Genomic DNA, 21,846 nt, shown 5'->3' on the forward strand with positions numbered 1-21,846 from the left:
CCTCGCTCGGGTCCTCTCGGGGTTCCCCGCGCCCGGATGGCGGATGCGTGCCAAAGGGGTGGACGACCTCGCCGAACGGCTGAACTTCCCCCCTCCCGACGCCCGGTCCGGCGTCCGCCGCTGTTGTTATGCTCGATCCACGCAGCCGTGCGGACAGCAGGAGGCCTCGACCGTGGACGAGCACACCGCCCGCGGACCGCTCCGGGCCAGGGGCTAGCCGCGACATGGCGCTGGCCCTGCCGGAGTGGACGGTCCTGGCACTGCTGCGCGAGGAGCCGCGGCACGGGTTCGCGGTGGCCGCGCTCACCGCGTCCGACGGAGCCCTCGGCAGGGTCTGGTCGGTGCCCCGGCCGATGGTCTACCGCGCGCTGGGGCGGCTGGAGGAGGCCGAACTGATCACGCCGCTCACCGTCGAGTCCGGACCGGGTCCGCAAAGGACCGTCTACGACCTGACCGACACCGGGCGCGCCTCGGTCGACGAGTGGCTGCACAAGCCCGCCGAGCACGTCCGGCAACTGCGGTCGCACCTGCTGGTGAAGCTGGCGCTGCTGCACCGGCGCGCACTGGACCCGGCCGACCTGCTGCACGCCCAACGCGCCGTGCTGGCGCGCGTCGTGGCCGCGACCGGCACCGACCGCGGCGACGGGTTCGACGCCGTGCTGCTGGCCTGGCGGCACACCAACGCGAGCGCGGCGCTGCGCTTCGTCGACGACCTCGTGGCCGGGGCGACCCGGTGAGCCGCCTCTACGACTGGACTCCCGCCGCCGTGGTCTTCGACTGCGACGGGCTGCTGATGGACACCGAACCGTGCTGGTCGGTGGCCGAGACCGCGCTGTTCGCCCGCCGGGGCCTGTCGTTCGGGCCGGAGCAGAAGGCCATGGTGATCGGGAAGTCCCTCGCGGCGGCGGGCGACGTCCTGGCCGGGATCTTCGACGAGCCGGGTGCGGGCGCCGACCTCGCCGCCGAACTGCTGGTGCTGGTCGCCGAGGTGGTGACCGCCGAAGCCGAGGCGATGCCGGGCGCGTTCGACCTCGTCGACCTGGTCGCCGCCTCCGTGCCGTTCGCGGTCGCCAGCAATTCACCGCGCGCGCTGCTGGAAGCGGCCTTGGCGCGGGGCGGCTTCACCGGGGTGTTCCCGGTCAGCGTGGCCGCCGACGAGGTGGACGCGCCCAAACCGCATCCGGGGATGTACCTGGCCGCGTGCGCCGCGCTCGGCGTCGAACCCGCTGCCGCGCTGGCGTTCGAGGACTCGGTGACGGGGCTCCGCTCGGCCCGCGCGGCCGGGCTGCGGGTGGTCGGCGTGCCCACGTTGGCGCACCAGGACTTCCCGGCCGACGTCGTGGTGGAGTCGTTGCGGGACAACGACCTGCTGGCCTGGATCAGGGGCTGGCGTTCCGCCGGGGTGTGACCAGGCCCGCGTCGTAGGCGGCGATCACGAGCTGCGCGCGGTCGCGGGCGTCGAGCTTGGCGAGCAGGTGCGAGACGTGCGTCTTCACCGTCTTGACCGAGATCGTCAGGTGGGCGGCGATCCCGTCGTTGGACAGCCCGCGCCCGACGAGCGTGAGCACCTCGACCTCCCGGCCGGTCAGCCGTCCCGCCCGCGTGCCGGTGCTCCGGCGCGGCGCGGACACGTAGTGCTCGACGAGCCGGGTCAGGATCGACGGGGCGAACAGGGACTGCCCGTCGTGGGTGCGCAGGATGGCGTCGATGAGCTCCTCCGGCCTGGTGTCCTTGAGCAGGAAGCCGGACGCGCCCGCGTGCAGCGCCTCGTGCACGTACTCGTCCAGCTCGAACATGCTGAGCACCAGGACGCGGGTCGACCGCAGGTCCGGGTGGGCGCAGATCCGCCTGGTGGCCTGGAGTCCGTCGAGCTGGGGCATCCGCACGTCCATCAGGACCACGTCGGGCCGGGTCGCCGCGGTGACGGCCACCCCGTCGACGCCGTTGTCCGCCTCGCCCACGACGGCCAGGCCCGGCTCGCTGCCGATCACCATCGCCAGGCTGCGCCGCAGCAGCGGCTGGTCGTCGACCAGCACCACGCGCACGATCATTCCGCTCCCCCGTCCGGAATCCGCGCGGTGACCCGGAACCCGGCCTCGACCGGTTCCGCGCTGAACGCGCCGCCGAGACCCACGACCCGTTCGCGCAGGCCGATCAGCCCGTGCCCCGCGCCGGGCGTCGACCGCCGCGGACCGCCGGGGCCGCTGTCGGCGACCGCGACCACCACGCTGTCGCCGTCGCGGTGCACGCGAACCCGGACGTCGGTGGGGCCCGCGTGCCGCGCGGAGTTGTTCAGCGCCTCGCGGACGACCTTGCACACCGCCACCTGGACTCCGGGCGGCACCTCGCCCACCGGCTCGACGGTCAGCTCGGTGCGCAGGCCCGCGACCTCGGCGCCGCGGACGATCGCGGGCAGCTGGTCCAGCCCTTCGACGGGCCTGCGCGGCACGGCGTCGTCGTCCGCGGCGCGCAGCACGGTCAGCATGTGCCGCAGTTCCGAGGTCGCCTCGCGGCTCGCGTTCTCGATGTCCGCCAACGCCTCCGCGACGTCGGCGCCCGTGACGTAGCGGGCGGCGGCGGCCCGGACGGTGATCAGGCCGAGGCCGTGCGACACGATGTCGTGCAGGTCCCTGGCGATGCGCATCCGTTCGGCCTGCGCCGCCTGCGCGGCCGCCCACTCGGTCAGCCGCTCCTCGTACGCGGCCCGACCAAGTCGACCGCGACGGACCGCGAACACCGCGACGCCGACCGCGGCAACCGCGAGCAGCGACGGCACGACCACTGCCGCCGAGCCCACGCCGCCGACCGCGACCATCAGGAGCACCAGCACCGCGAACACCCCGCCGGTGACCGGCCCGACCCCTGACCGCCACGAGGGCCGCTGACGCACGTCCACGGCCCGGACCCTACTTCCCCGCGGCCGCCGGGACGTCGGTCCACGGTCTGACATCCCGTGGACCGAGACCGCCGCACGACCCCGTCCCCCGGCCCGATGCGCCCGCGTCCGCCTCCCCGTTGACTGCTCGCCATGATCACCGTCGAACACGTGAGCAAGTCGCGCGGACGCACGAAGGTGTTGTCCGACATCAGTTTCGAGGCGCGACCGGGCAGGGTGACCGGGTTCCTCGGCCCGAACGGGGCAGGCAAGTCCTCGACGCTGCGGATCCTGCTGGGCCTCGACCGCGCGCAGGAGGGCACCGCCCTGGTGTGCGGGCTTCCGTTCCACCGGCTGACCCGGCCGCTGACGGTGGTGGGCGCGCTGCTCGACGGCAGCGGCGCGCACCGGTCGCGGACGGGACGCGCGCACCTGCGCTGGGTCGCCGCGAGCAACGATCTGCCGCGCGGGCGGGTCGACGAGGTGCTGGACACCGTCGGGCTCACCGAGGCCGCCGGCAAACGGGTCGGCACGTACTCGCTCGGCATGGGCAGGCGCCTGGGACTCGCCGCGGCGCTGCTGGGCGACCCGGACGTGCTCGTGCTGGACGAACCGGTCAACGGCCTCGACCCCGGCGGCATCCGCTGGATGCGGGAATTCCTCCGCGAGCGCGCCGCGTCGGGGCGGACGGTGCTGCTGTCGAGCCACCTCATGGGCGAACTGGCCGAGACCGTGCACGACGTCGTCGTGATCCACCACGGCCGGATCGCGAGCCGGGGCACCCTCGCCGAGGTCACCGGTGCCCACCGCACGCTGGAAGACGCGTTCTTCGCCCTGACGGGAGACGCCCGGTGACCCTCTACCACGCGGAGCTGCGCAAGCTCCTCACGCTGCCGTCGGCACGGGCCGGGTTCGCCCTCGGACTGGTGCTGCCGCCGGGGATCCTGATGATCAGCGCGGTCCCCGAGGAGGCGAGCCGGGACGCGGGGTTCGTCCAGCTCATCCTCGGCGTGATCGGCGCGATCGTGCTCGGCGTCGTCTCCACCAGCAGCGAGTACACCGCCGAGGGCGAGGACTCGCCGGGCGGCAGGCAGATCACCACCAGCCTCACCGGCACGGCGTCGCGCGCCCGGTTCCTCGCCGCGAAGGCGGGCGCGCTGGCCTCGGCCGTGGCGGTGCTGGCGCTCGTGACCGCGACGCTGACGCTCGCGTTGACCAGGCCGCTGCCCGACAACGTCGTGCCGCGCGTGGTCGGGGTCGTCGTCTACTGGACGCTGACCGCACTGCTGGCCCACGCGATCACCCTGCTCACCCGCAACGGCGTCGTGCCGCTGACCCTGTTGATCCTCAACACCTCCGTCGTCTCGGTGACCTTCCTGCTCAGCAAGATCACACCGCTGGCCGCCTACTTCCCGGACATGGCGGGCTCGCACATGTTCCTGCACCGGATCGCCTCCCCGGTCGACATCGCCCCGATCACCGGCGGCCTCGTCATGGCCGCGTGGGTGTTCGCGCTGCTCGCCGTCGCCGCGGTCGTCGTGCACCGGCGGGACGCGTGAACGCCAGGGCGGTCCGGCACACCGTCCACGCCGAACTGCTCAAACTCGCCACGCTGCCGTCCACGCGGCTGGTCGTCGTGTCGACGTGGGCGGTGACGCCGCTGCTGGACGTCGTGTACCTGCGGACGACGGTCTCCGCGTCCGCGCTGGACGTCGGCCTGGCACCGCTGGGGTATTCGGAGATCGGGTTCGTGCTGCTGGGTGTGCTCGTCGCGACCTCCGAGTACGACGGCCAGATCCGCACCAGCCTCACGTGCGTGCCAGGCCGCGTCGAACTCCAGCTCGCCAAGTCCTTCGCTTTGGCCGTGGGCTGCTTCGCCATCGCCCTGGTGACCGTCGCCCTAAGCCTCACGACCGCCCGGACCGCTCGCCCGGACGGGCCGTTCGCCCCGTTCGAGCCTGCGGCGACCACCGTCGCCCACCTGGTGCTCACGGCGCTGCTTGCAGCCGCCGTCGCGACGGTCCTGCGGGCGGCGGTGCCCGCGCTCACGCTACTGCTGGGCTACTACCTCGTCGCCGCGCCGCTGCTCCGCGGCCACACCGACTTCCTGCCCGACACCGTCGACGGCGGGCAGGCGCTCGTGGTGGCGATCGGGTGGGCAGTGGTCGCTGTTGGCGTCTCGACCGCGATTTTCCACCGGCGGGACGTGTGAACGAATTCAGTCCGCGAATATGCGGAAATAACTGACGTGCAACATCCACGAGCCTTTCCAGGACGGGGTTCACGGTCCTGACCGGCACTATTCCACATTAATTGTCATTGAATCACAGGTTTACCCATTCACCTGCGCCACCGGCACGATAATGGTATAAGCACGGAAAAACCTCGGGAAACAATGACCCGAACGGCCCAGGCGTTCTTTCGGGAGTACACGGAGAATGGGGCCATGCCCCTGTGCGAATATCTCCTGCCCTCGGTTGCCGCGGAGTAGGTGCCATGTCGTCCACCACCTTCTCCGAAGCGCGGGAATCCGGCTACGCGCGCCTCAGCCGGATCGTGGAACAACGCGCGAGCCGGTACGCCGACGACGTCGAATCGGCGTTGAACCAGGGCGGGCTGCGCGACGAGGAGGCCACGCTGCTCGACGAGTTCGAGCAGTACGTCTCCAACGTGCTCAACGAGTACCCGTCGCGCAGGCGCAAGTCGCACCAGCTCATCTTCCGCACCCTTTACGAGCGCAAGCCCGAGACCGTGCCGAGCGAACGGCGGCGGACGCTGCTCGTCGCGCTGATGGCCGCCGAGGTCGAGGCGCAGGGACCGTTGCGGCTGACGATGAGGCAGAACAAGGACCTGGCCGAGATCCTGGAGCGGCTGGGCACCGACTGCGCCGCCGAGAAGCTGGTGCTGCACGCCGCGGAGGCGTTCGAGCGGGCGGCCGAGATCCACCTGCTGACCAACGACAGCCTGGAACGCGACCGGTTCCTGTACCTGCGGACCCAGGCGCTGCACCGGGTCGAGCGGTCGTGGTGGCGCCGGATCGTGATGACCGTGTCTGCGGTGACCTGCGGGTACGGGTACCGACCGTACCGGCTGCTGGGGTGGGTGCTGTTCCAACTGCTGGTGTCCTGGGCGGCGCTGTTGGTAGTGGCGCACGGGACGCCGCAGCACGACCTGTACCTAGCGGCGGTGAACTACATCAACCCGGCGGGGACGGACGAGATGGGCAGCCGGGTGAAGGCGGTACTCGTGGTGGAGAGCTACTGCGGGGCGCTGTCGTTGAACGTGTTCTTCGCGCTGCTGGTTCGGCGGTGGTTCCGCTAGAACGGGCGAGCGTCCTGCCAGGTGGTGAGGGTGCTCATGGAGATCTGGTCTCGAATCCAGGAGACGTTGCGGCGCCACGACCGGCTGAACCCCGGCACTTCCTCCAGGTCCGCCCATAGCGGTCGCAGCGCCGGGTGGACGTGCGCGCTGGGCATCCACAGGCGGGCGAGCAAGGTGAGGGCGGCACCCAGCAACTTCATCGGGTCGGCTTCCGACGCCATGTCGCGCTCGGCCTGTTCGACCACGTTGCCAAGCGTGGTGTACAGCCAGTCGTGCAGTGCGAGGTCCTCGCAGAACCGGCTCACCTCCTCGAGGAGTTCCGGTGGCGCGACGACGTCGACGGTGCGGCGCACCTCGTCGTCGATGTGCAGGTGCACGGTGGGGCGGGCGCCCTCACGGCCGATCGCGTTCCAGCGCAGCCTGGTCGGCTGGGTGAGCAGGCCCGGTTTGTAGTCGAGTTGCGGGCGGCCCTGAACGAGCATCATCATCCGCTGGCACACGGCGCCGAGGTCGAGCGTGTCGCGTTGCCGGACGGGCTTCTTGCTGCCGTCGACGATTTGCGCGGACGCCGGGTTGCCGAGCACGTCGACCACGCCACGCCGGTGCGTGTAGTGCGTCCACGCCTTGCGCTCGCGGTAGTCCGCCCACTCCAGGCGGGTGCAGGAAGAGGACTGGAGCACCGCGCCGCCGACGACCACGGCGTGCGTGACGACGGTGCCGATGCCGCGGGCCTTCGTCTGCGGTTCGGTGGCCAGCGTGCAGTCGACGCCGACGATCGAGTCCGGTGACACGGTCCGGTTGACGGGACGGTCGGTCGCGACGACCTGTCTGCCGGGGCGCAGTGAGAGCAGGTCGACCACCGCCTGTCTGGGCAGCGGCAGCGAGTTGCGCAGCAGCCCCGTGCGGACCTCGCCGAGGATCACCAACGGGCACCGGCCACAGGTGCCTCGACGAAGATGTGGGAGACGCGGGAGCTGAGTCGCTTGGGGAGCCCCACGCCCTCCTTGAGGGCACGTTTGACCGTCCCTTCGCTGACGGAGCTGTCGAAGTCGAGGTGGTCGAGGATCGACCTGACCGCGTGCTCGATGCCGAGGTAGCTCTGCGGCAGGATAGATGTGGTCCGGTACGCGGCGAACGGCGCGGGGTCCTCCGACAGCTGCACGACGGCGGGCAGGTCGCTCCACCGCCGCGGCCAGCTGTCATCGGTCCACGGCTGGGGCTGGGCCACGGGTTCGCCCTGGTAGCGCAAGGCACCCAGGCGCAGCAGTTGCCACACTGACGCCAGGAACGGGCACGACCACTGGCGCCACTCGACGAGCTTGCCATCGATCCGTTTGGTCCTGTCCCCCCACAGCTCCACGTCGAGGAAGATCGAGTGGTTGCGCTTGCCGAACTCCACCGGAGGTTCCCAACCCGCCACCGGCATCATCGCCTGGTGCCCGGTGTTCGACTCGGACGCGCGCTCACCGTTGCACAGCCAGCCGGAGTCCTGCACGGGCGGCCGCGCGCCGGTCGTGCCGACCGGTGGCTCCGGTAGCAGCATGGCCGCCGTCAACTCGGCCAACGGGACCTGGTCGGCCTCGGCGCACCCGGCCTCGCGGGCCAGGTAGTCGATGGTGATCCCGCACTCGCCCGCGATGTTCAGCAGCCGGTCGACGATCTCGTCCGGACTGGTGTCGGTGCGGAAGTAATCGTCGATCAGGAAGCACGTGCTCAACCGCGGCTTGACGGCGCCGAGGTCGGCGGCAAGCGTCGACCGGGCGGCCTCCAGCCAGGGCAGGACCCTCCGGAACTGGGTGCGGATGCGTTCGTCCCCGTCGGCCAGGTCCTCCATGTAGAAGTGCCCCACCTCCACCGACAGGTGCGAAAGCGCGACCTGGCGCAGTTTCGGCTCCGTCGTGGCCTCGGTGTAAACGGGCGCGTCGATGGTGGTCACATCCCCTCCCACACCGCGTCGTCGGTCAGCCGCACGGACAGGTCCCGGAATGATGCGACGGTACCGGGATTGGCGATCTTCGCCGAGACGTCCGATTCGGCGATGATCTGCTCCCTCCACTGCAGCATGGGCTCCACGGGCGTGGCGCCGAGGACTCGGCTTCGCCCGAGCCCGTTGTGCACGGCGAGCTTGCGCAACTCCTCGTCGCAGGTGTGCAGCCAGGTCGCCTGAGCGGCGCTCTGGCCTGGATTGTGCTCCTTGAGGTTCGGCACGGCCACCTGCACGAAGCGGATCGCGTCCAGTAAAGCGTCGTAGTCGTGGCCCACGCTCCTGCCGACCGAGAGCAGTCCGCGATCGCCGTAGACCAGGCCGTTCGCCGCGATGATGTGCTGGTGGGTCCAGCGGTGGAACACCAGCCACCGGGCCGTGATCCCGCGCATGGACGGTTGGGCGGTAGCCATCAGCGCCATGGTCAGCGCGGCGGAACGGCCCGCGCTGAGGTCCACCACCACCACCTTGAACTCGCTGTCGAGCCGCGTGAACAACTCGACGCACCGCTGCTGGATCTCGCGGGTGGCACCGAATTCGGCGCCACCCTTGTCGCCGGGGAAGAACACCAGCCTGCCCGCGCGGACGTTGGACCCGCGGAGGCTTTGCCGCGAGGTCTGCTGCCACACGTTGAGGCTCTGCGGATCGCTGACGCCGTCGGTGAAGTAGCTGTGCAGCCCGTCCCGGTCGACGCCGCGTTCGGCCTTGGGGACCTCGAAGATCGCGCCCGAGGTCGGCGAGCCGAAGTCGAAGTCCACGTAGGCGACGTCCGACCGCTGCGCCAGGTGGAACGCGATGTTGCAACTTGTCACCGAACGACCGGTGCCACCCTTGTCGGATGAGGCGAAGACGAGCACTTACGTCCTCCTCGACGCGTCGCCTTGGGCGACGTTGATCTCGTCTAGACTGAGCAGCGCGGCCAGCGCCAACGCGTTCGCGGTGCCGGGCTGTTCGGTGATGACCTCGCGGGCCCGGCTGAGCCGCCGCTCGATGACGATGAGTTCCGCGCTGCGCGCCGAGGTGTCGTCGGAGTCGGAGTCCACCAGCAGCCGGTTGAGCAGGTGCTCGGCCTCGTGCAGGGCCTCCTCGGCCCGAGCACGCATGCCGGAACTGCGCAGCGGCTCCTGCTGGAACGTGCGGGATCCGGCGATCAGGGCCTCGACCATCCGCTCGGTCATGGCCCACGACGGGAGTTTCTCCGCAGGCAGCCCTCCGTCCGGGAACAGCATCTCGTTCGGATCGTCCCACAGCCCCGGCGCGTCACCGTCGTGGATCCGACGCTTGTCGAGGTGGTCCATCGTCATCTCGGCCAGGCGCATCAGCCGGTCGCGGGCCGCCCGGTTCGCCGATAGCGCGGCGGCCTGGAGGCAACGCTTGAGCAGCAGCGGCGCGAAGTCGCGGGCGTGCCAGTAGAGCAGCGGGCCGATCTCGTCCGACCCGACCAGCGTCATCCGGACGCCGGGGACGTGCATGTCCACCGCGCGGTCGTCCTTGGTGACCCGGCGGGTGATCCGGCCGCGCTGGGCGAGCGACTCGAACACGGCAACAGCGCGGTTGAGGTCCTCGTCGGTGGCCTGCCGGGCTTCCAGGTCCTGCACCAGCACCGCCGACACCAGCAGCGAGAAGTAGTCGGACTCCTCGCCATCGGAAGTGCGCCAGGGGATGTCCTCCAGCGGCCACGTCTTGCCGAACCGGGCGATGCCCGACCAGTAGCGCTGGGTCAGGTCCCAGCGGATCTGCAGCGCCTCGGCGAGCCGCCGCTGCTCCTCGTCGAGCAGGTTCAGTTCGCGGGTCCTCGGCGACCTGAGGTCGTTGATGCCGTCGAGCGCGAGCACCGTCGAGTACAGGTACGGCCTGGGTACGGCGACGCCGACCTCCGCCCCGATGGCGGGCTGCCGGTCGAACGCACAGCGGTCCAGGTCCAGCACGACGTCGGTGGCGTTGCGCACGATCCCCCAGCCCCAGCCGATCTCGAAGAGCCTGGTCTCCTCCTCGAGCGTCCGGTCGGTGCTGACACCCAGGCGGACGTCGTCCAGCAGCAGGGTGCGCACGCGTTGCAGCCGTTCACGGAGCCGGGAGACCACGACCTCGTCCGGGTCGTCGCCTTGGTTCACCATCTCCAGCATCGCCGTGCGGACCTTGCGGTCGCCCTCGGTGTCCACACCGACGGTGTTGACCACGAACGACCGCAGCAGACCGATCTGCGCGGCGGTGAGCCGCCTGCTCAGTGCGCGCTGGAGCAGTTCGATCCGGGTGACGAGCGCGGGCCTGCGAACCACCTGGGGCTTGTAGACGCTGAGGAAGCCGAGCGCCGCGAGGCAGAGGGTGAGCGACAGCGAGTAGGCGTCGACCAAGCCCATCGCCAACTGCTCGGTAGTGGGCGTCTTGTCGTCGTCCCCGGTGCTGAGGTAGCCGCCCCCGCCGAACCCGGGCTCGTCGTCCACCGTGTGGCGCTCGACGTAGTCCTCGATGATCTCGACCAGCCGGTACGGGATGGTCCTCGGCTCGCCCAGCAGCTCCAACGCCTGCGCGGCGTCCTCGGCCATCATGTCCGAGGACTCCAGCGCGAGCGCGGGCACCTCGGTGGCCGGGTACAGCAAGCAGATCAGCTGCTCGGTATCGCTGAGCGAATTGGATTCCTCGCGACCGCCCCACACCCACGTGCCATCACGATAGGAGGACTTGATCACCGACCGCCAGATATCGAGAATCTGTCGTCTCGGTTGAATTCTCATCGCTGTCCCAAGGTGAGTGTGGACGCACGCGAAATACGGCGGTCGAGTGACCCGCCGCGCGGCGTGGCGAACCGTATCATGGTCATCGGCCTTTCAACGGCCGGGGCACGCCGGGAGAATCGGCCTCCCCGACATCAGGCGGACAGTCGTCGGGAACCCGCCCACAGGCGACGATCATGCCCGTGTAGCCGTCCCGGAGCGGTGGTCCGCCATTGGTGCCGATCCGGTCGACGACCAGATTTGTGGCCCGCCCCGAAAGGCAGTCGGTGACGTCGTCGTGGTCGACGGCGACAGCCGGGAATTCGATTCCGGCGACTTCGTAACCGAGCGAGTTCTCCATGAAGGCGATGCAGAAGGGCGCGCCTGGCCGGAGGACGCCGAGGAACCCGTGCACGGCGTCGGCGAACTCGCCGCGCTGCGAGGTGATGGACTCGGCGACGAAGAACATCGTCCCCATGTCCCACCGTCCGGCGGACGGGTCGAGGGCGAACACGCTGCCGGGCACGACCTCCACCCGGCGGGCCAGCGCGTGCCGAGGGAGCTCCCCGAGACCGGCGTAGTGGGGGCTTTCCTCCAGCAAGGTCCAGAAGTCGCTCCACACGTCGGTCCACGACGGCCAGTCCGCCGCGGTCTGCTCGGCGAGCCACTCCAGGTTCGACTTGGCGTGCTCGTACAGGGTGATCGACTCGCAGAACGGCAGCATCGACAGGGCCGGGTAGAGGTTCGCCCCGGTGCCCACGTCGATCCCCCTCAGCCCCGCGGGCGCGTGCCCGGAGGGGAACTGGGCGCCGAAGAAGTCCCGCACCAGTTCGACGACCCGGTGGTCCTCCCCGCGGACCTCGGCGTAGTTGCGCGCCAGGTAGTCGTCCGGATCGAACCGGTACCACGGAACATCAGCGTTGCGCTGTCCCCCATTTTGCACCCTGTCCCCTTTTGCGCACGATCGAAGTGGGCCCGTTCCCCCATGATCGGACAAGCGCCACCGGCAGGCGATCCGCGATACGGCTGAACAAAGCGTCCCATCGCGCATTCCCGATGATCGCGGAATGGGGTTATTCCGCTGCGGATGGAAATCCGAGCGCGCGCAGGCGACCGCCGCGGGTCGCCGCGGTGGACAGGACCAGGACCCATGAGGCGAAGATCAACGACGTGGTGCGCGGGGTGACGACGTCGAGCAGCAGACCCGCCGACCGGGGTCGCGGCCCAGATCAGCAGGCTGAACCCGGTGCCCACCCTGCCGCGCAGCGCGTCCGGCGTGACTTCGAGCTGGTAGCTGAGCGCGGCGATGCCGAAGCAGGGCATGGACACGCTGAACAGGGCGAGCACGATCCCGACGGCGACCAGGCCGGTCGAGAACGCCAGCACCAGCCACAGCGCGCCCTGGAACCACAGCACCGACAGCAGCAGTCCGCCGAACCCGAGCCCGCCTTCGAGCCACGGCGCCAGCACGGCACCGACCACTCCCCCGACGCCGAGCGCCGCGAACAACCCGCCGATCGCCGCCGGTGCGGCACCCGAGTCCCGCGCCACCACGATCGCCACCAGCGCGACCCCGGAGATGGCCACCTGCAACCCGGCGGCCGTGAGCGCGATCAGCCGCAGCGCCGCGTGGTTCCACAGCCACCGCACCCCCTCCGCGACCTCCGTGCGCAACGACCGACCGACCGCGCGCTCCCGTCCGCCGAAGTCGGCGCGCACGAACGCCAGGCACAGCGCGGAGGCGAGGAAGGACAGCGCGTCGAGCAGGAACGGGATGCCGCGGCCGAGTTGCAGCAACGCGCCGCCCAACGGACCCGCGACGATCCCGCAGGTCGACTGCGCGGTCGCCCGCGCCGACACCGCCGCCGTCACCTGTTCCGCGCCCACGACGTTCGGCAGGCACGCGCTTTCCGCCGCGCTGAAGAACACGTGCAGCACACCGCCCGCGAGCCCCGCGGCGAACAGGTGCTGCGGCGTCAACCGACCGAACAGCAGCGCCACCGGCACACTCGCCATGACGACCGCACGCCCCAGGTCGCAGACCACCATCGTCCGCTTGCGATCCCACCGGTCGACCAACGCCCCCGCGGGCAGTCCCAGCACCAGGTACGGCACCGCCCGCACCGCCGCGAGCGCCCCGGCCGCCGCGGCCGACCCCGTCAACGCCAGCATCAGCAGCGGGTAAGCCAGCTGCGAGACCCCGTTCCCCAACGCCGACAGGGTCTGTCCACACCAGACCAGGCGGAAGTCCCGGTTGCCCCGCAAAGCGGTCGTCATCCCGAGAAGCGCTCCCACGCCGACTGCCGCGTCATGCCCAACGAAGCCCCGATCCGCACCCACGTCACCCCACGGGCCCGCAACTCCAGCACCCGCTCGCGCAACCCCAACTCGACCTGCGTCACCGTCGCGGCGATCCGCGGCAGATGCCCCAGCAACTCCTCGTCGGACATCACCGACCACTCCGGCACCCGCTCGTCCGGAGGGCCGACATCACCCGCCAGGATGTCGTCGCACTTCGCCACGCACTCATCGCAGATGTACAGCCCCGGCCCGGCGATCATCTTCCGCACCTCGGCCGCCGCCTTGCCGCAGAACGAACACCTCGGCGGGAACACCGATTCCGGCACGCCGCACCTCCTCGACCACGTTGTCAGGCATTGCCTGACATCCTCGACCGAGGATAGCGAACCACGGCTGCCCGCACCAGGACACCGCACCGGCAAGTTAACCGCGATTCACTCCCCCGCCCCCATCTAGCTGCTACGACAACCGCCAGCCCTTCACAAATCGCATCGGCTCTCCTAAAGTCGGTCAGCACGACACGGTGGTCGTTCGCGCTGCGGAACCGTGCCGCTCCGGTGATCCGCGCGACGACGCAAAGGACGACCATGAGCGCCGGCGAAGACCGCATGAGGGCTGCTGCGGAGTTGACCGTTCCCCTGCTGCTGCACCGCAACGCCACCGAGTTCGGCGATCTGCCCGCGCTCGGGCTGTTCGGGTCCGACGAACCGCCGCTCGGTTGGCGGGAGGTGCGGGACGAGGTCGCCGCGTGGGCGCGGGGGTTGGAGGCGGTGGGGTTGGCGGGTGGTGATCGGATGATCATCATGATGTCGGCGCGGCCGGAGCACTGGGTGGCGGATCTGGCGGCGGTGCACCTGGGTGCGGTGCCGTGTTCCGCCTACGACACGTTGAGCTCGGACCAGGTGGGGTTCCTGGGCAGGCACAGCAAGGCGCCGGTGGTGGTGCTGGAGGGCGCGGAGCAGTTGGCGCGCTGGCTGCCGGTGCTGGACGACCTGCCGGATCTGAAGACGGTGCTGGTACTGGACGAGGACGCGGTGCCCGCAGGCGATCCGCGGATCCGGGCGGCACGGGCGGTCGTGGAGGCGGGGAGGCGGGCGCACGAGGCGGAGCCGGCGGAGTTCGAGAAGCGGTGGCGGGAGATCACGCCGGAGCAGCCGGTGACGCTGCTCTACACGTCGGGCACGACCGGTGATCCGAAGGGCGTGGTGATCAGCCACCGCAACGCGATCCACCAGGCCGCGTCGGTGTCGGTGCTGGTGGAGTCGCCCGACCACGCGCAAACGGTGTCGTACCTGCCGTTGGCGCACGTGGCCGAGCGCGTGCTGGGCGTCTACATCCCGATCTACCGGGCCGGGCACGTGACGATCTGCCCGGATCCGGCGAAGCTGGTGCCCGCGCTGATCGCGGTCCGCCCGGTGTCGTTCTTCGGGGTCCCGAGGGTGTGGGAGAAGCTGGTCGCGGGTGTGCAGGGCATGACGGCGGCCATGCCGGAGGAGAGGCGCGCGGGGTTCGAGGCGGCGCACGGGCTCGGTTTGCGGGCGTACGACCTGCTCGCCGCGGGTCAGCCGGTGCCCGAGGAACTGGCCGGTCAGGTGGCGCGGGTGGAGGAGGCGGTGCTGCGGCCGGTGCGCGCGGCGCTCGGGCTGGACAACCTGGGGTGGGCGGGCAGCGGTGCGGCGCCGATCCCGTACGAGGTCCTGCGCTACCTGGGCGGTCTCGGCATCACCGTGCTGGAGGTCTGGGGCATGACCGAGACCACCGGCACGGCGACGATCAACACCGAGGAGCACTTCCGGCCCGGTTCGGTGGGCAAGCCCAACATCGGCATGGAGGTCCGGCTCGCCGACGACGGCGAGATCCTGGTGCGCGGCGGCCTGAACTGCCTGGGCTACCTCCAGGCGGACGGTTCGGTCGCGCCGGTGACCGACGCCGACGGGTGGTTGGCCACGGGCGACATCGGGGTGCGGGACGCGGACGGGTTCCTGACGATCACCGACCGCAAGAAGGACCTGATCATCACGTCCGCGGGCAAGAACATCCCGCCCGCGCGGATCGAGAGCCTGCTGCGCGCCCACCCGCTCATCGGCGCCGCCGCGGCGATCGGCGACCGCCGCGCGTACGTGACGGCGCTGGTCGTGCTCGACGAGGAGGCGGCGCCGGTGTGGGCGCGGGCGCACGGCGTCACCGACACCGATCCGGTGGCGCTCGCGGGCGATCCCGTGCTGCTGGCCGAGATCGACCGCGCGGTCGCGGCCGCGAACGAGAAGCTGTCCCGTCCCGAGCAGGTCAAGAAGTTCGTCGTGCTCCCCCACCCGTGGACCGTGGACGGCGGTGAGCTGACCCCGACGCTGAAGGTGCGGCGGCGGGTGATCACCGACCGGTTCGCGACCGCGATCGAGGACCTCTACCGCTAGGCGTCCGGACGACGGCCCGGCGCGAGCCAGGTCGGGTCGACGTCCGCGAGCGGTGGCGCGCCGAGGTCGGCGGGCCGGTAGCCGTTGGGGTAGCTCGGATACGTGCGGTTGCGCGGGTCGGCGGCGAGTCGGGACCGGCGGCGCGGTGGCAGCAGCCGGACCACCTCGCCGCGGGCGCGCAGCGCCGCCTTCCCGGCACGGGTCGTCCACGCGGGCATCACGGGGAAGCCGAAGGCGGCGCTCATCGCGGGGTCCACGAGGGCGTGCACGGCGTGGCGGACCGCCGGCCGCAGCGGTGCCGGGTACCAGGAGCAGAACAGCTCGCGGGTGTACTCGCCGATCCGCCGATTCGTGTCGCTGTAGCGGAAGTTGTCGCGCTCGTAGTCCACTTTGTACTGCCGCAGCTCGTCACTGGTGTCCGGGATCGCGGTGATGCCCATGCGTTTGCCGACCGCGCGGTAGAAGTGGAACGAGGCCAGGCGCTCGTTCTCCGACAACGGGCGCCAGCCGTGGTCGTCGATCCAGTCGATCGGGTCGTGGACGAACGTCGTGAGCACGTACAGCATGTCGTCGTTGGTGATCCGGTACCGGCCGTGCGCCCGGTTCACCACCCGCAGCGCCTCACGGCCGCGCGGCGAGTCGTAGCCGTGCTCGACCAGCTCGGCCATCAGCAGCGCGGTGTCGTCGTAGCGGCGCTGCGGGCGGGCGGCGAACTCGCCGGTCGCGTCGAGCAGCGCGGAGATCGACGGCACGCAGTAGGTGCGGAACAGCGCGAACTCCAGCGCGCGCCGGTAGTCCCACGGGAACTCGTACCCCACGGAGATCCGCTGGATCTCCTGGTGGTCGGCGACCGGGTCGAGCGACTCGATCCGGCGCAGCAGGTCGTAGCGGCGGCGGGTCACGACAGCCAGCCCTTGACCGCGGCCAGGTCCGCCACGGGTTCCGGGCCGACCGGGGTCACGTTCAGCGTCGTCACGCCCGCCTCGGCGAAGGCCGCGATCCGCTCGCGGACGTGGCCCGCGGACCCGATCAGCGAGGTCAGCTCGACCAGCTCGGCGGGCACCGCGGCGGCCGCCTCGTCCTTGCGGCCCTGGAGGTACAGGTCCTGGATCTCGTCGGCCTCGGCCTCGTAGCCGTAGCGGCCGACCAGGTCGTGGTAGAAGTTGCGGCCGCGCGCGCCCATGCCGCCGACGTACAGCGCGATCGTCGGCCGCACGGCCTCCCGCAGCGCGGCCACGTCCTCGCCGATGGCCAGCGCGCCGCCCGCGACGACGTCCAGCGGCCCCAGTTCCGGCGCCCGCAGGGCTTTCCCCGCCGCCAGCGCCTCGCCCCACACGTCGTGCGCCTTCTCCGGGACGAACAGGGTGGGCAGCCAGCCGTCGGCGATCTCGGCGGTCATCCGCACGTTCTTCGCGCCGAGCGAGGCGATGTGGATCGGGATCCGGTCGCGGACCGGCCTGGTGAGGATCTTCAACGGCTTCCCGAGCCCCGTGCCCTCCTCCGGCGGCAACGGGATGCGGTAGGCGCCGTCGTGCACAACGACCTCGCGGCGCCACACCCGGCGGCAGATGTCGACCAGTTCACGGGTCCGCGCCAGCGGCCGGTCGTAGGGCACGCCGTGCCAGCCCTCGACCACCTGCGGCCCGGACGCGCCGATGCCGAGGATCGCGCGGCCGCCGGACAGCGCGTCGAGCCCGGCCGCGGTCTGGGCGATCAGCGCCGGGGTGCGGGAGTAGATCGGCAGGATCGCCGAGCCGATGGTGACCCGTCCGGTGCGCGCGGCGAGGTAGCCCATCAGCGTCGGCGCGTCGAAGCCGTACGCCTCGGCCACCCACACCCCGTCCAGGCCCGCGGCCTCCCACTCGACGACCCGGTCGACCACCTCGCGCGGATCGGCCGCGTACGGCAGGAAAGCGCTGAGCTGCATCAGGTCCTCCGGGCTACGTCAGCGGCGGGAACTTCGGTGTCCTGCGGTCGCGCGAGGCGGTCACGCCCTCCACGAAGTCGGGGCGGGCGAACGACTCGACCATCAGCCGCGTCGCCTCGGCGAACGCCTCCCGCGGCCCGCTGTCGGCCGCCGCCCACACCTGCGCCTTGATGGTGGCCATCGCGGCGGGCGAGCAGTGCTCGACGAGGTCGCGGGCGTAGGCCATGGCGGCGGGGAGCACCTGCTCGCGGGGCAGGACCCGTTGCACCAGGCCGATCCGCAGCGCTTCGGCGGCGTCCACCTTGCGGGCGGACAGCAGCAGGTCCAGCGCCGTCGCCCGGCCGACGAGCCTGGGCAGCAGCCAGGCGCTGCCGTACTCGGCGACCAGGCCGAGCCTGCTGAACGACGTGGACAGCCGGGCTTCGGCGGCCAGGAAGCGGATGTCGGCGTGCAGCGCCTGCACCAGGCCGAGTCCGGCGGCTCCGCCGTTGACGGCGGCGATCAGGGGTTTGCGCAACGTCAGCGGAAGCTCCGGCGGGTGCGCGGCCTCGACGGACGCGCCCTCGCGGGCCTCCGGGTCGAGCAGGGCGCCCAACGCCTCCGGAGCGGCGCCGGTGCAGAACCAGTCGCCCCTGCCGGTGATCACGATCGCGCGCACCGCCGGATCGGCGTCGGCCTCGGCCAGCGCCGCGCAGTAGGCCTCGAACATCGGCCCGGTCAGCGCGTTGCGGGCCTCGGGGCGGTCGAAGGTGATCGTGCAGACGTCGGAGTCGACCTCGACGGCGATGCCCTCGTGCGGAGACATACCCCGAATATGTTTGATATTTTATATGATGTCAAGACTCGGCGGACCGGAACGGGGCTCCCATGACGATCGGTGCCGACGCCCGCCCCCAGCTCGCCGACGAGGTCGCGGCCCACCTGCGCGGCGCGATCATGTCCGGACGGCTGCGGCCCGGCCGGTTCATCCGCCTGGAGGAGGTCGCGCGCGAACTCGGCGTCAGCGCCACCCCCGTCCGCGAGGCGCTGGTCGCCCTGCGCGGCGAGGACCTGGTCGACCTGGCGCCCCGCCGCGGCTACGTGGTGAACCCGTTGACCGAGCAGGACGTCCGCGACGTGTTCTGGCTCCAGTCCGGGATCGCGGGCGAGCTGGCCGCCCGCGCCGCGGCCAAGGCCACCCCCGACGACCTCGCGCGGCTGCGCGCCCTGGACGCCGACCTCGCCGCGGCCGACACCACCGCCGTCGAGCGCCGCGAGTTCGAATTCCACCGCGCCGTGAACCTCGTCGCCGACGCCCGCAAGCTCTCGTGGTTCCTCAACAACGCCACCCGCTACACCCCTGCCGGGGTCTACTCCTCCGACCCCGACTGGCGGACCCGCACCAACGCCGACCACGCCGCCCTGCTGACCGCGCTGGCCGCGGGGAACGCCTCCGGGGCGCGTGCCGCGATGGCCCGCCACTTCACCGACGGCGCCGACCGCCTCATCGCCCACCTCACCGAGTCGGGGGTGTGGGCCCGCCCCACCTGAGCGTCAACCGCGGCTCACACCAGGCCGCCGATCGCGACGAAGTAGTCCGTGCACCGCTCGATCAGGTCGGCCTCGCTGATCACGAGGTCGCCGTCGAGCCAGGCGGTGAGCACCTGCGCGAGGCCCCCGACCAGCAGTTCCGCGGCCACCTCGGGGCGAACGCCCTCGTGGTAGGTCCTGGCCTGCTCGGCCAGCAGCCCGACGAACCTCCGGGTCGACTCGACGCGGCGGCGGGCGACGACCGGGGTCGCGCCCAGGTCGTGGGCGAACAGCAGCCTGCCGCGGCGCGGGTCCTCGCGGATCCCGGCGACCAGCACCGCGAGCCCGGCGCCCGCCTTGGCCCTGGTGTCGTCGGGCGCCGCGGCGACGGCCGCGAGCGTGGGCGTGATGATGTCCTCGATCACGCCGTCGTACACGGCGACCGCGAGCGCGTCCCGGTCGGCGAAGTTCTCGTAGAAGTAGCGGGCGGTGAGCCCGGCGTGCTTGCAGACCCCGCGCACGCTGAACTCGACGCTGACATCGCTGAGCAGGTCGAAGCCCGCTGCCAGGAGTTGCGTCCGGCGGTCGGAGCGGCGTTCCTGGCCGGTGACGCCGCCGTAGACGCGCAGGGATGTGGTCTCCACCCGGACATCTTGACATCTGTCCAGACCGCCGGTCGACCACCACGTGGCGGAGCGCCTCGTGGAGTTCACCCACCCGGTCGGGCGAGTCCGGACAGCACTGAGCGCCGCCCTCTCGGACGGCGCCCGGCACCGGTCACGGCACCAGCGCGGTGAGGATGGCGACCTCGGACTCGTCGTGCGGCAGGTACTTCACCCGGACCGCCGACCCCGGCTGGAGCTGCGGGACGGCCGTCGGCGGGATGGCCTTCTCCTGCACCAGGTCGAACATCGTGCCGTCCAGCCTGGTGATGCGGAGGGTGAGGTGGACGACGGACCGGCCGTTGCGGACCTGCCCGGTCGGCGCCATGGCGAGCACGACGGCCTGCGCGTCGGCGCCCTGCTCGGCGATGTGCAGCTGCTTCGGGGTCACAAGGCCCTTGGCGAGCTGCACGCGGTCCAGCGCGGCCTGGAGCTCGTGCTGCGAGGCGTCGGTGGCCAGCGCGACCCGGCCGTCGGGCAGGTAGCGGACCGGCAGGATCGCGCCGGGGCGGACGGTGCCGAGCTCGGTCAGGTCCACGATCTGCCGGGCGGCGGAGCGGAACGACCGGCCGTCGGGGGTGTCGACGTCGAGCTGGATCTCCAGCTGCGGCTGGTCGTTGACGCTCAGACCGGTGCGGGACACCCCGACGACGGTGCCCATCGCGATCGGGGCGCCGAGGAACTCCTTGGGCACACCGCCGCGCAGTGCGGCGAATCCTCCGCCGAGCTTGCCCGCGAGGGAGAACATCATCGGGGCGACGAAGACCAGGATGATCGGCCCTGCCATCCAGCCGTTGACCCAGGCCAGCGGGCTGTCCGAGGAGAGGCCGGTGGCGACGAACATGGCGGTGCAGGCGAGTCCGACGACGAGGACGGCCCAGGCGATTGCCTTCATGGTGGTGTCTCTTCTCTGCTTTGGTGGTGGATCGTTGTGGGGTCGGAAATCGCTACTGCCCGCGGAGATCAGGACGGGGAGCCGAAGAAGCCGGTGGCCCCGACGCGCAGCGCGGTGAGGCGGCCGTCGGCGCCGAGTGCGACCACCTGGTCACCTGCGGCCACCACCGTCGTGCCGCCGGGCAGCGCGATCGTCCGGTCGGGGGCGGAGGTGAGGTCCAGCGAACCGGTGACCGCGCCGGTCGTGAGGGACACGGAGCTGAGCACCAGGCCGGTGTCGTTCACGGTGCGGGTGTGCCGGACCAGGACGTGGCCGGACGCGCTCCCGGCGGCCGCTTCCCCGTCGAGCACGATGGCCGCGCCGTGGAACACGGTGACGCCCGCCGGGGTCTCGGTGCCGTCGGCGGCGACCCTGACCAGCACGCCGCCGGGCGCACCGGGCCGTTCCCGCAGCTCGACCCGTCCGTCCGCGCCGAGCGCGGCCTTGTCGGCCGTCGCCTGGACGGTCGGGAGGCTCGTCTTCGTGGACAGGGCGCCCACCCAGGCCGCCGCGGTCTCCTGGTCGGCCGGTGCGGCGACCGGGTTGTCCAGCGGGATCGCCAAGACCGCGCCGTCGGCGTTCATCGCCACCACCCGGTGGCTCGCGGCGTCGTAGCCATAAGCCGACCGGGCCGCGACGAACTGGCCGCCGAGTCCGGTCACCCCGTCACCCCGCGCCACGATCGCCCCGCCGCGCAGGTCGACGACGACGAGCCCGTCATCGGTGGCCAGGTAGGCGTACCGCTCCCCCGCCGCCAGCACCGACGCGTTCCAGATCAGCTGGTCGGACAGCTGCGTGTCCCACAGGACCTCGCCGGTGGCCGGGTCGGCCGCGGCGAGCCGCACCTGGAACATGTCCCGTGCGATCAGCTGGACCATGCCCCTGGCGCCGTGCCGCTCGTAGGGCACCAGGACCACGTCGCGGCCGTCGACGGAGGCGGCGCCGACACCGGGCTGCACCTCGATGTCGGGTTCGGGGCTGACGAGGTAGGAGAACCCGAAGACCATGAAGGCGACGAACGCCATCGGCAGCAGCGCCACCAGGAACCGCGGGGAACGGCGGCGGACGCGGCGCGGCGTCTCGTAGGGCGCTACCGGGGTGTAGGGCTGCGGTGTCTGGTACATGGGACTGGCTCCCTGCCGGGTCTCGGTCGTTGTGGGGGAAGCTTGCGGCGCGTGCCTCGCCTACCGATCACAGGAATGGCG

General features: G+C 71.4%; 24 protein-coding genes. 9 read left to right on the forward strand and 15 right to left on the reverse strand.

Features of this window, described 5'->3' with window-relative positions:
• Window positions 1-43 precede the first annotated feature (43 nt).
• The 3 genes from RM788_RS08710 to RM788_RS08720 are packed head-to-tail and all read left to right on the forward strand — an operon-like array spanning window position 44 to window position 1,408.
• Entirely contained in the window at window positions 44-217 is a 174-nt protein-coding gene (locus tag RM788_RS08710; RefSeq protein WP_315931050.1) for a hypothetical protein, read from the forward strand.
• A gap of 7 nt (window positions 218-224) precedes the next feature.
• The gene (locus tag RM788_RS08715; protein WP_315931051.1) at window positions 225-737 is read left to right on the forward strand and encodes a PadR family transcriptional regulator; all 513 of its coding nucleotides are present in this window, start codon (window positions 225-227) and stop codon (window positions 735-737) included.
• Window positions 734-1,408, forward strand: a complete 675-nt coding sequence (locus RM788_RS08720; RefSeq protein WP_315931052.1) for an HAD family hydrolase — start codon at window positions 734-736, stop codon at window positions 1,406-1,408. The genes RM788_RS08715 and RM788_RS08720 overlap by 4 nt, the downstream gene beginning before the upstream one ends.
• On the opposite strand, the gene RM788_RS08725 is transcribed toward RM788_RS08720, so the two are convergent.
• Window positions 1,380-2,048: a response regulator gene (locus RM788_RS08725; protein WP_315934592.1), complete on the reverse strand. Its 669-nt coding sequence runs from the start codon at window positions 2,046-2,048 to the stop codon at window positions 1,380-1,382. The two genes, RM788_RS08720 and RM788_RS08725, sit on opposite strands and share 29 nt — an antisense overlap.
• On the reverse strand, window positions 2,048-2,896 hold the full coding sequence (locus RM788_RS08730; RefSeq protein ID WP_315931053.1) for a sensor histidine kinase: 849 nt from the start codon (window positions 2,894-2,896) through the stop codon (window positions 2,048-2,050). The genes RM788_RS08725 and RM788_RS08730 overlap by 1 nt, the downstream gene beginning before the upstream one ends.
• Before the next feature lie 132 nt (window positions 2,897-3,028).
• Between RM788_RS08730 and RM788_RS08735 the strand changes: the two genes are divergently transcribed.
• From RM788_RS08735 to RM788_RS08750, 4 genes are all read left to right on the forward strand, one after another.
• Window positions 3,029-3,730, forward strand: a complete 702-nt coding sequence (locus RM788_RS08735; protein WP_315931054.1) for an ABC transporter ATP-binding protein — start codon at window positions 3,029-3,031, stop codon at window positions 3,728-3,730.
• Window positions 3,727-4,434 (forward strand): ABC transporter permease, encoded by a 708-nt coding sequence (locus RM788_RS08740; RefSeq protein WP_315931055.1) that lies wholly within the window; start codon window positions 3,727-3,729, stop codon window positions 4,432-4,434. Before RM788_RS08735 ends, RM788_RS08740 begins: the two co-directional genes overlap by 4 nt.
• Window positions 4,431-5,087: a hypothetical protein gene (locus RM788_RS08745; RefSeq protein ID WP_315931056.1), complete on the forward strand. Its 657-nt coding sequence runs from the start codon at window positions 4,431-4,433 to the stop codon at window positions 5,085-5,087. Before RM788_RS08740 ends, RM788_RS08745 begins: the two co-directional genes overlap by 4 nt.
• A 284-nt stretch (window positions 5,088-5,371) precedes the next feature.
• Complete coding sequence (locus tag RM788_RS08750; RefSeq protein ID WP_315931057.1) at window positions 5,372-6,196, forward strand: hypothetical protein; 825 nt, start codon at window positions 5,372-5,374, stop codon at window positions 6,194-6,196.
• On the opposite strand, the gene RM788_RS08755 is transcribed toward RM788_RS08750, so the two are convergent.
• The 7 genes from RM788_RS08755 to RM788_RS08785 form a co-directional block, all read right to left on the reverse strand.
• Window positions 6,193-7,119 (reverse strand): SCO2521 family protein, encoded by a 927-nt coding sequence (locus tag RM788_RS08755; RefSeq protein WP_315931058.1) that lies wholly within the window; start codon window positions 7,117-7,119, stop codon window positions 6,193-6,195. The genes RM788_RS08750 and RM788_RS08755 overlap by 4 nt on opposite strands.
• The gene (locus tag RM788_RS08760) at window positions 7,116-8,132 is read right to left on the reverse strand and encodes an SCO2522 family protein (protein WP_315931059.1); all 1,017 of its coding nucleotides are present in this window, start codon (window positions 8,130-8,132) and stop codon (window positions 7,116-7,118) included. Before RM788_RS08760 ends, RM788_RS08755 begins: the two co-directional genes overlap by 4 nt.
• The gene (locus RM788_RS08765) at window positions 8,129-9,037 is read right to left on the reverse strand and encodes an SCO2523 family variant P-loop protein (protein WP_315931060.1); all 909 of its coding nucleotides are present in this window, start codon (window positions 9,035-9,037) and stop codon (window positions 8,129-8,131) included. Before RM788_RS08765 ends, RM788_RS08760 begins: the two co-directional genes overlap by 4 nt.
• Complete coding sequence (locus RM788_RS08770; RefSeq protein WP_315931061.1) at window positions 9,038-10,915, reverse strand: SCO2524 family protein; 1,878 nt, start codon at window positions 10,913-10,915, stop codon at window positions 9,038-9,040.
• Between the two features lie 82 nt (window positions 10,916-10,997).
• Window positions 10,998-11,774, reverse strand: a complete 777-nt coding sequence (locus RM788_RS08775) for an SCO2525 family SAM-dependent methyltransferase (protein WP_315934593.1) — start codon at window positions 11,772-11,774, stop codon at window positions 10,998-11,000.
• Window positions 11,666-13,171: an MFS transporter gene (locus tag RM788_RS08780; RefSeq protein ID WP_315931062.1), complete on the reverse strand. Its 1,506-nt coding sequence runs from the start codon at window positions 13,169-13,171 to the stop codon at window positions 11,666-11,668. Before RM788_RS08780 ends, RM788_RS08775 begins: the two co-directional genes overlap by 109 nt.
• A complete protein-coding gene (locus RM788_RS08785; protein WP_315931063.1) occupies window positions 13,168-13,521 on the reverse strand; it encodes a ClpX C4-type zinc finger protein in 354 nt (117 codons plus the stop codon). Before RM788_RS08785 ends, RM788_RS08780 begins: the two co-directional genes overlap by 4 nt.
• 261 nt (window positions 13,522-13,782) lie before the next feature.
• On the opposite strand from RM788_RS08785, the gene RM788_RS08790 reads away from it, so the two are divergent.
• Complete coding sequence (locus RM788_RS08790) at window positions 13,783-15,609, forward strand: AMP-dependent synthetase/ligase (protein WP_315931064.1); 1,827 nt, start codon at window positions 13,783-13,785, stop codon at window positions 15,607-15,609.
• Here the strand turns inward: RM788_RS08790 and RM788_RS08795 are convergent.
• From RM788_RS08795 to RM788_RS08805, 3 genes are read right to left on the reverse strand one after another with little or no spacing between them, the layout of a single operon-like run.
• Window positions 15,606-16,511 (reverse strand): oxygenase MpaB family protein, encoded by a 906-nt coding sequence (locus RM788_RS08795; RefSeq protein WP_315931065.1) that lies wholly within the window; start codon window positions 16,509-16,511, stop codon window positions 15,606-15,608. The genes RM788_RS08790 and RM788_RS08795 overlap by 4 nt on opposite strands.
• A complete protein-coding gene (locus RM788_RS08800; protein ID WP_315931066.1) occupies window positions 16,508-17,536 on the reverse strand; it encodes an LLM class F420-dependent oxidoreductase in 1,029 nt (342 codons plus the stop codon). The genes RM788_RS08795 and RM788_RS08800 overlap by 4 nt, the downstream gene beginning before the upstream one ends.
• A 13-nt stretch (window positions 17,537-17,549) precedes the next feature.
• Entirely contained in the window at window positions 17,550-18,341 is a 792-nt protein-coding gene (locus RM788_RS08805; protein WP_315931067.1) for an enoyl-CoA hydratase-related protein, read from the reverse strand.
• 62 nt (window positions 18,342-18,403) lie between these two features.
• Between RM788_RS08805 and RM788_RS08810 the strand changes: the two genes are divergently transcribed.
• Complete coding sequence (locus tag RM788_RS08810) at window positions 18,404-19,066, forward strand: FCD domain-containing protein (protein ID WP_315931068.1); 663 nt, start codon at window positions 18,404-18,406, stop codon at window positions 19,064-19,066.
• Window positions 19,067-19,080: 14 nt separating this feature from the next.
• On the opposite strand, the gene RM788_RS08815 is transcribed toward RM788_RS08810, so the two are convergent.
• The 3 genes from RM788_RS08815 to RM788_RS08825 form a co-directional block, all read right to left on the reverse strand.
• Entirely contained in the window at window positions 19,081-19,689 is a 609-nt protein-coding gene (locus RM788_RS08815) for a TetR/AcrR family transcriptional regulator (protein ID WP_315931069.1), read from the reverse strand.
• 133 nt (window positions 19,690-19,822) lie between these two features.
• Complete coding sequence (locus RM788_RS08820) at window positions 19,823-20,602, reverse strand: hypothetical protein (protein WP_315931070.1); 780 nt, start codon at window positions 20,600-20,602, stop codon at window positions 19,823-19,825.
• Window positions 20,603-20,670: 68 nt separating this feature from the next.
• The gene (locus RM788_RS08825; protein ID WP_315931071.1) at window positions 20,671-21,765 is read right to left on the reverse strand and encodes a PA2928 family protein; all 1,095 of its coding nucleotides are present in this window, start codon (window positions 21,763-21,765) and stop codon (window positions 20,671-20,673) included.
• Window positions 21,766-21,846: the final 81 nt, after the last annotated feature.

It is taken from the genome of Umezawaea sp. Da 62-37, from assembly GCF_032460545.1.
Classification (GTDB): Bacteria; Actinomycetota; Actinomycetes; order Mycobacteriales; family Pseudonocardiaceae; genus Umezawaea.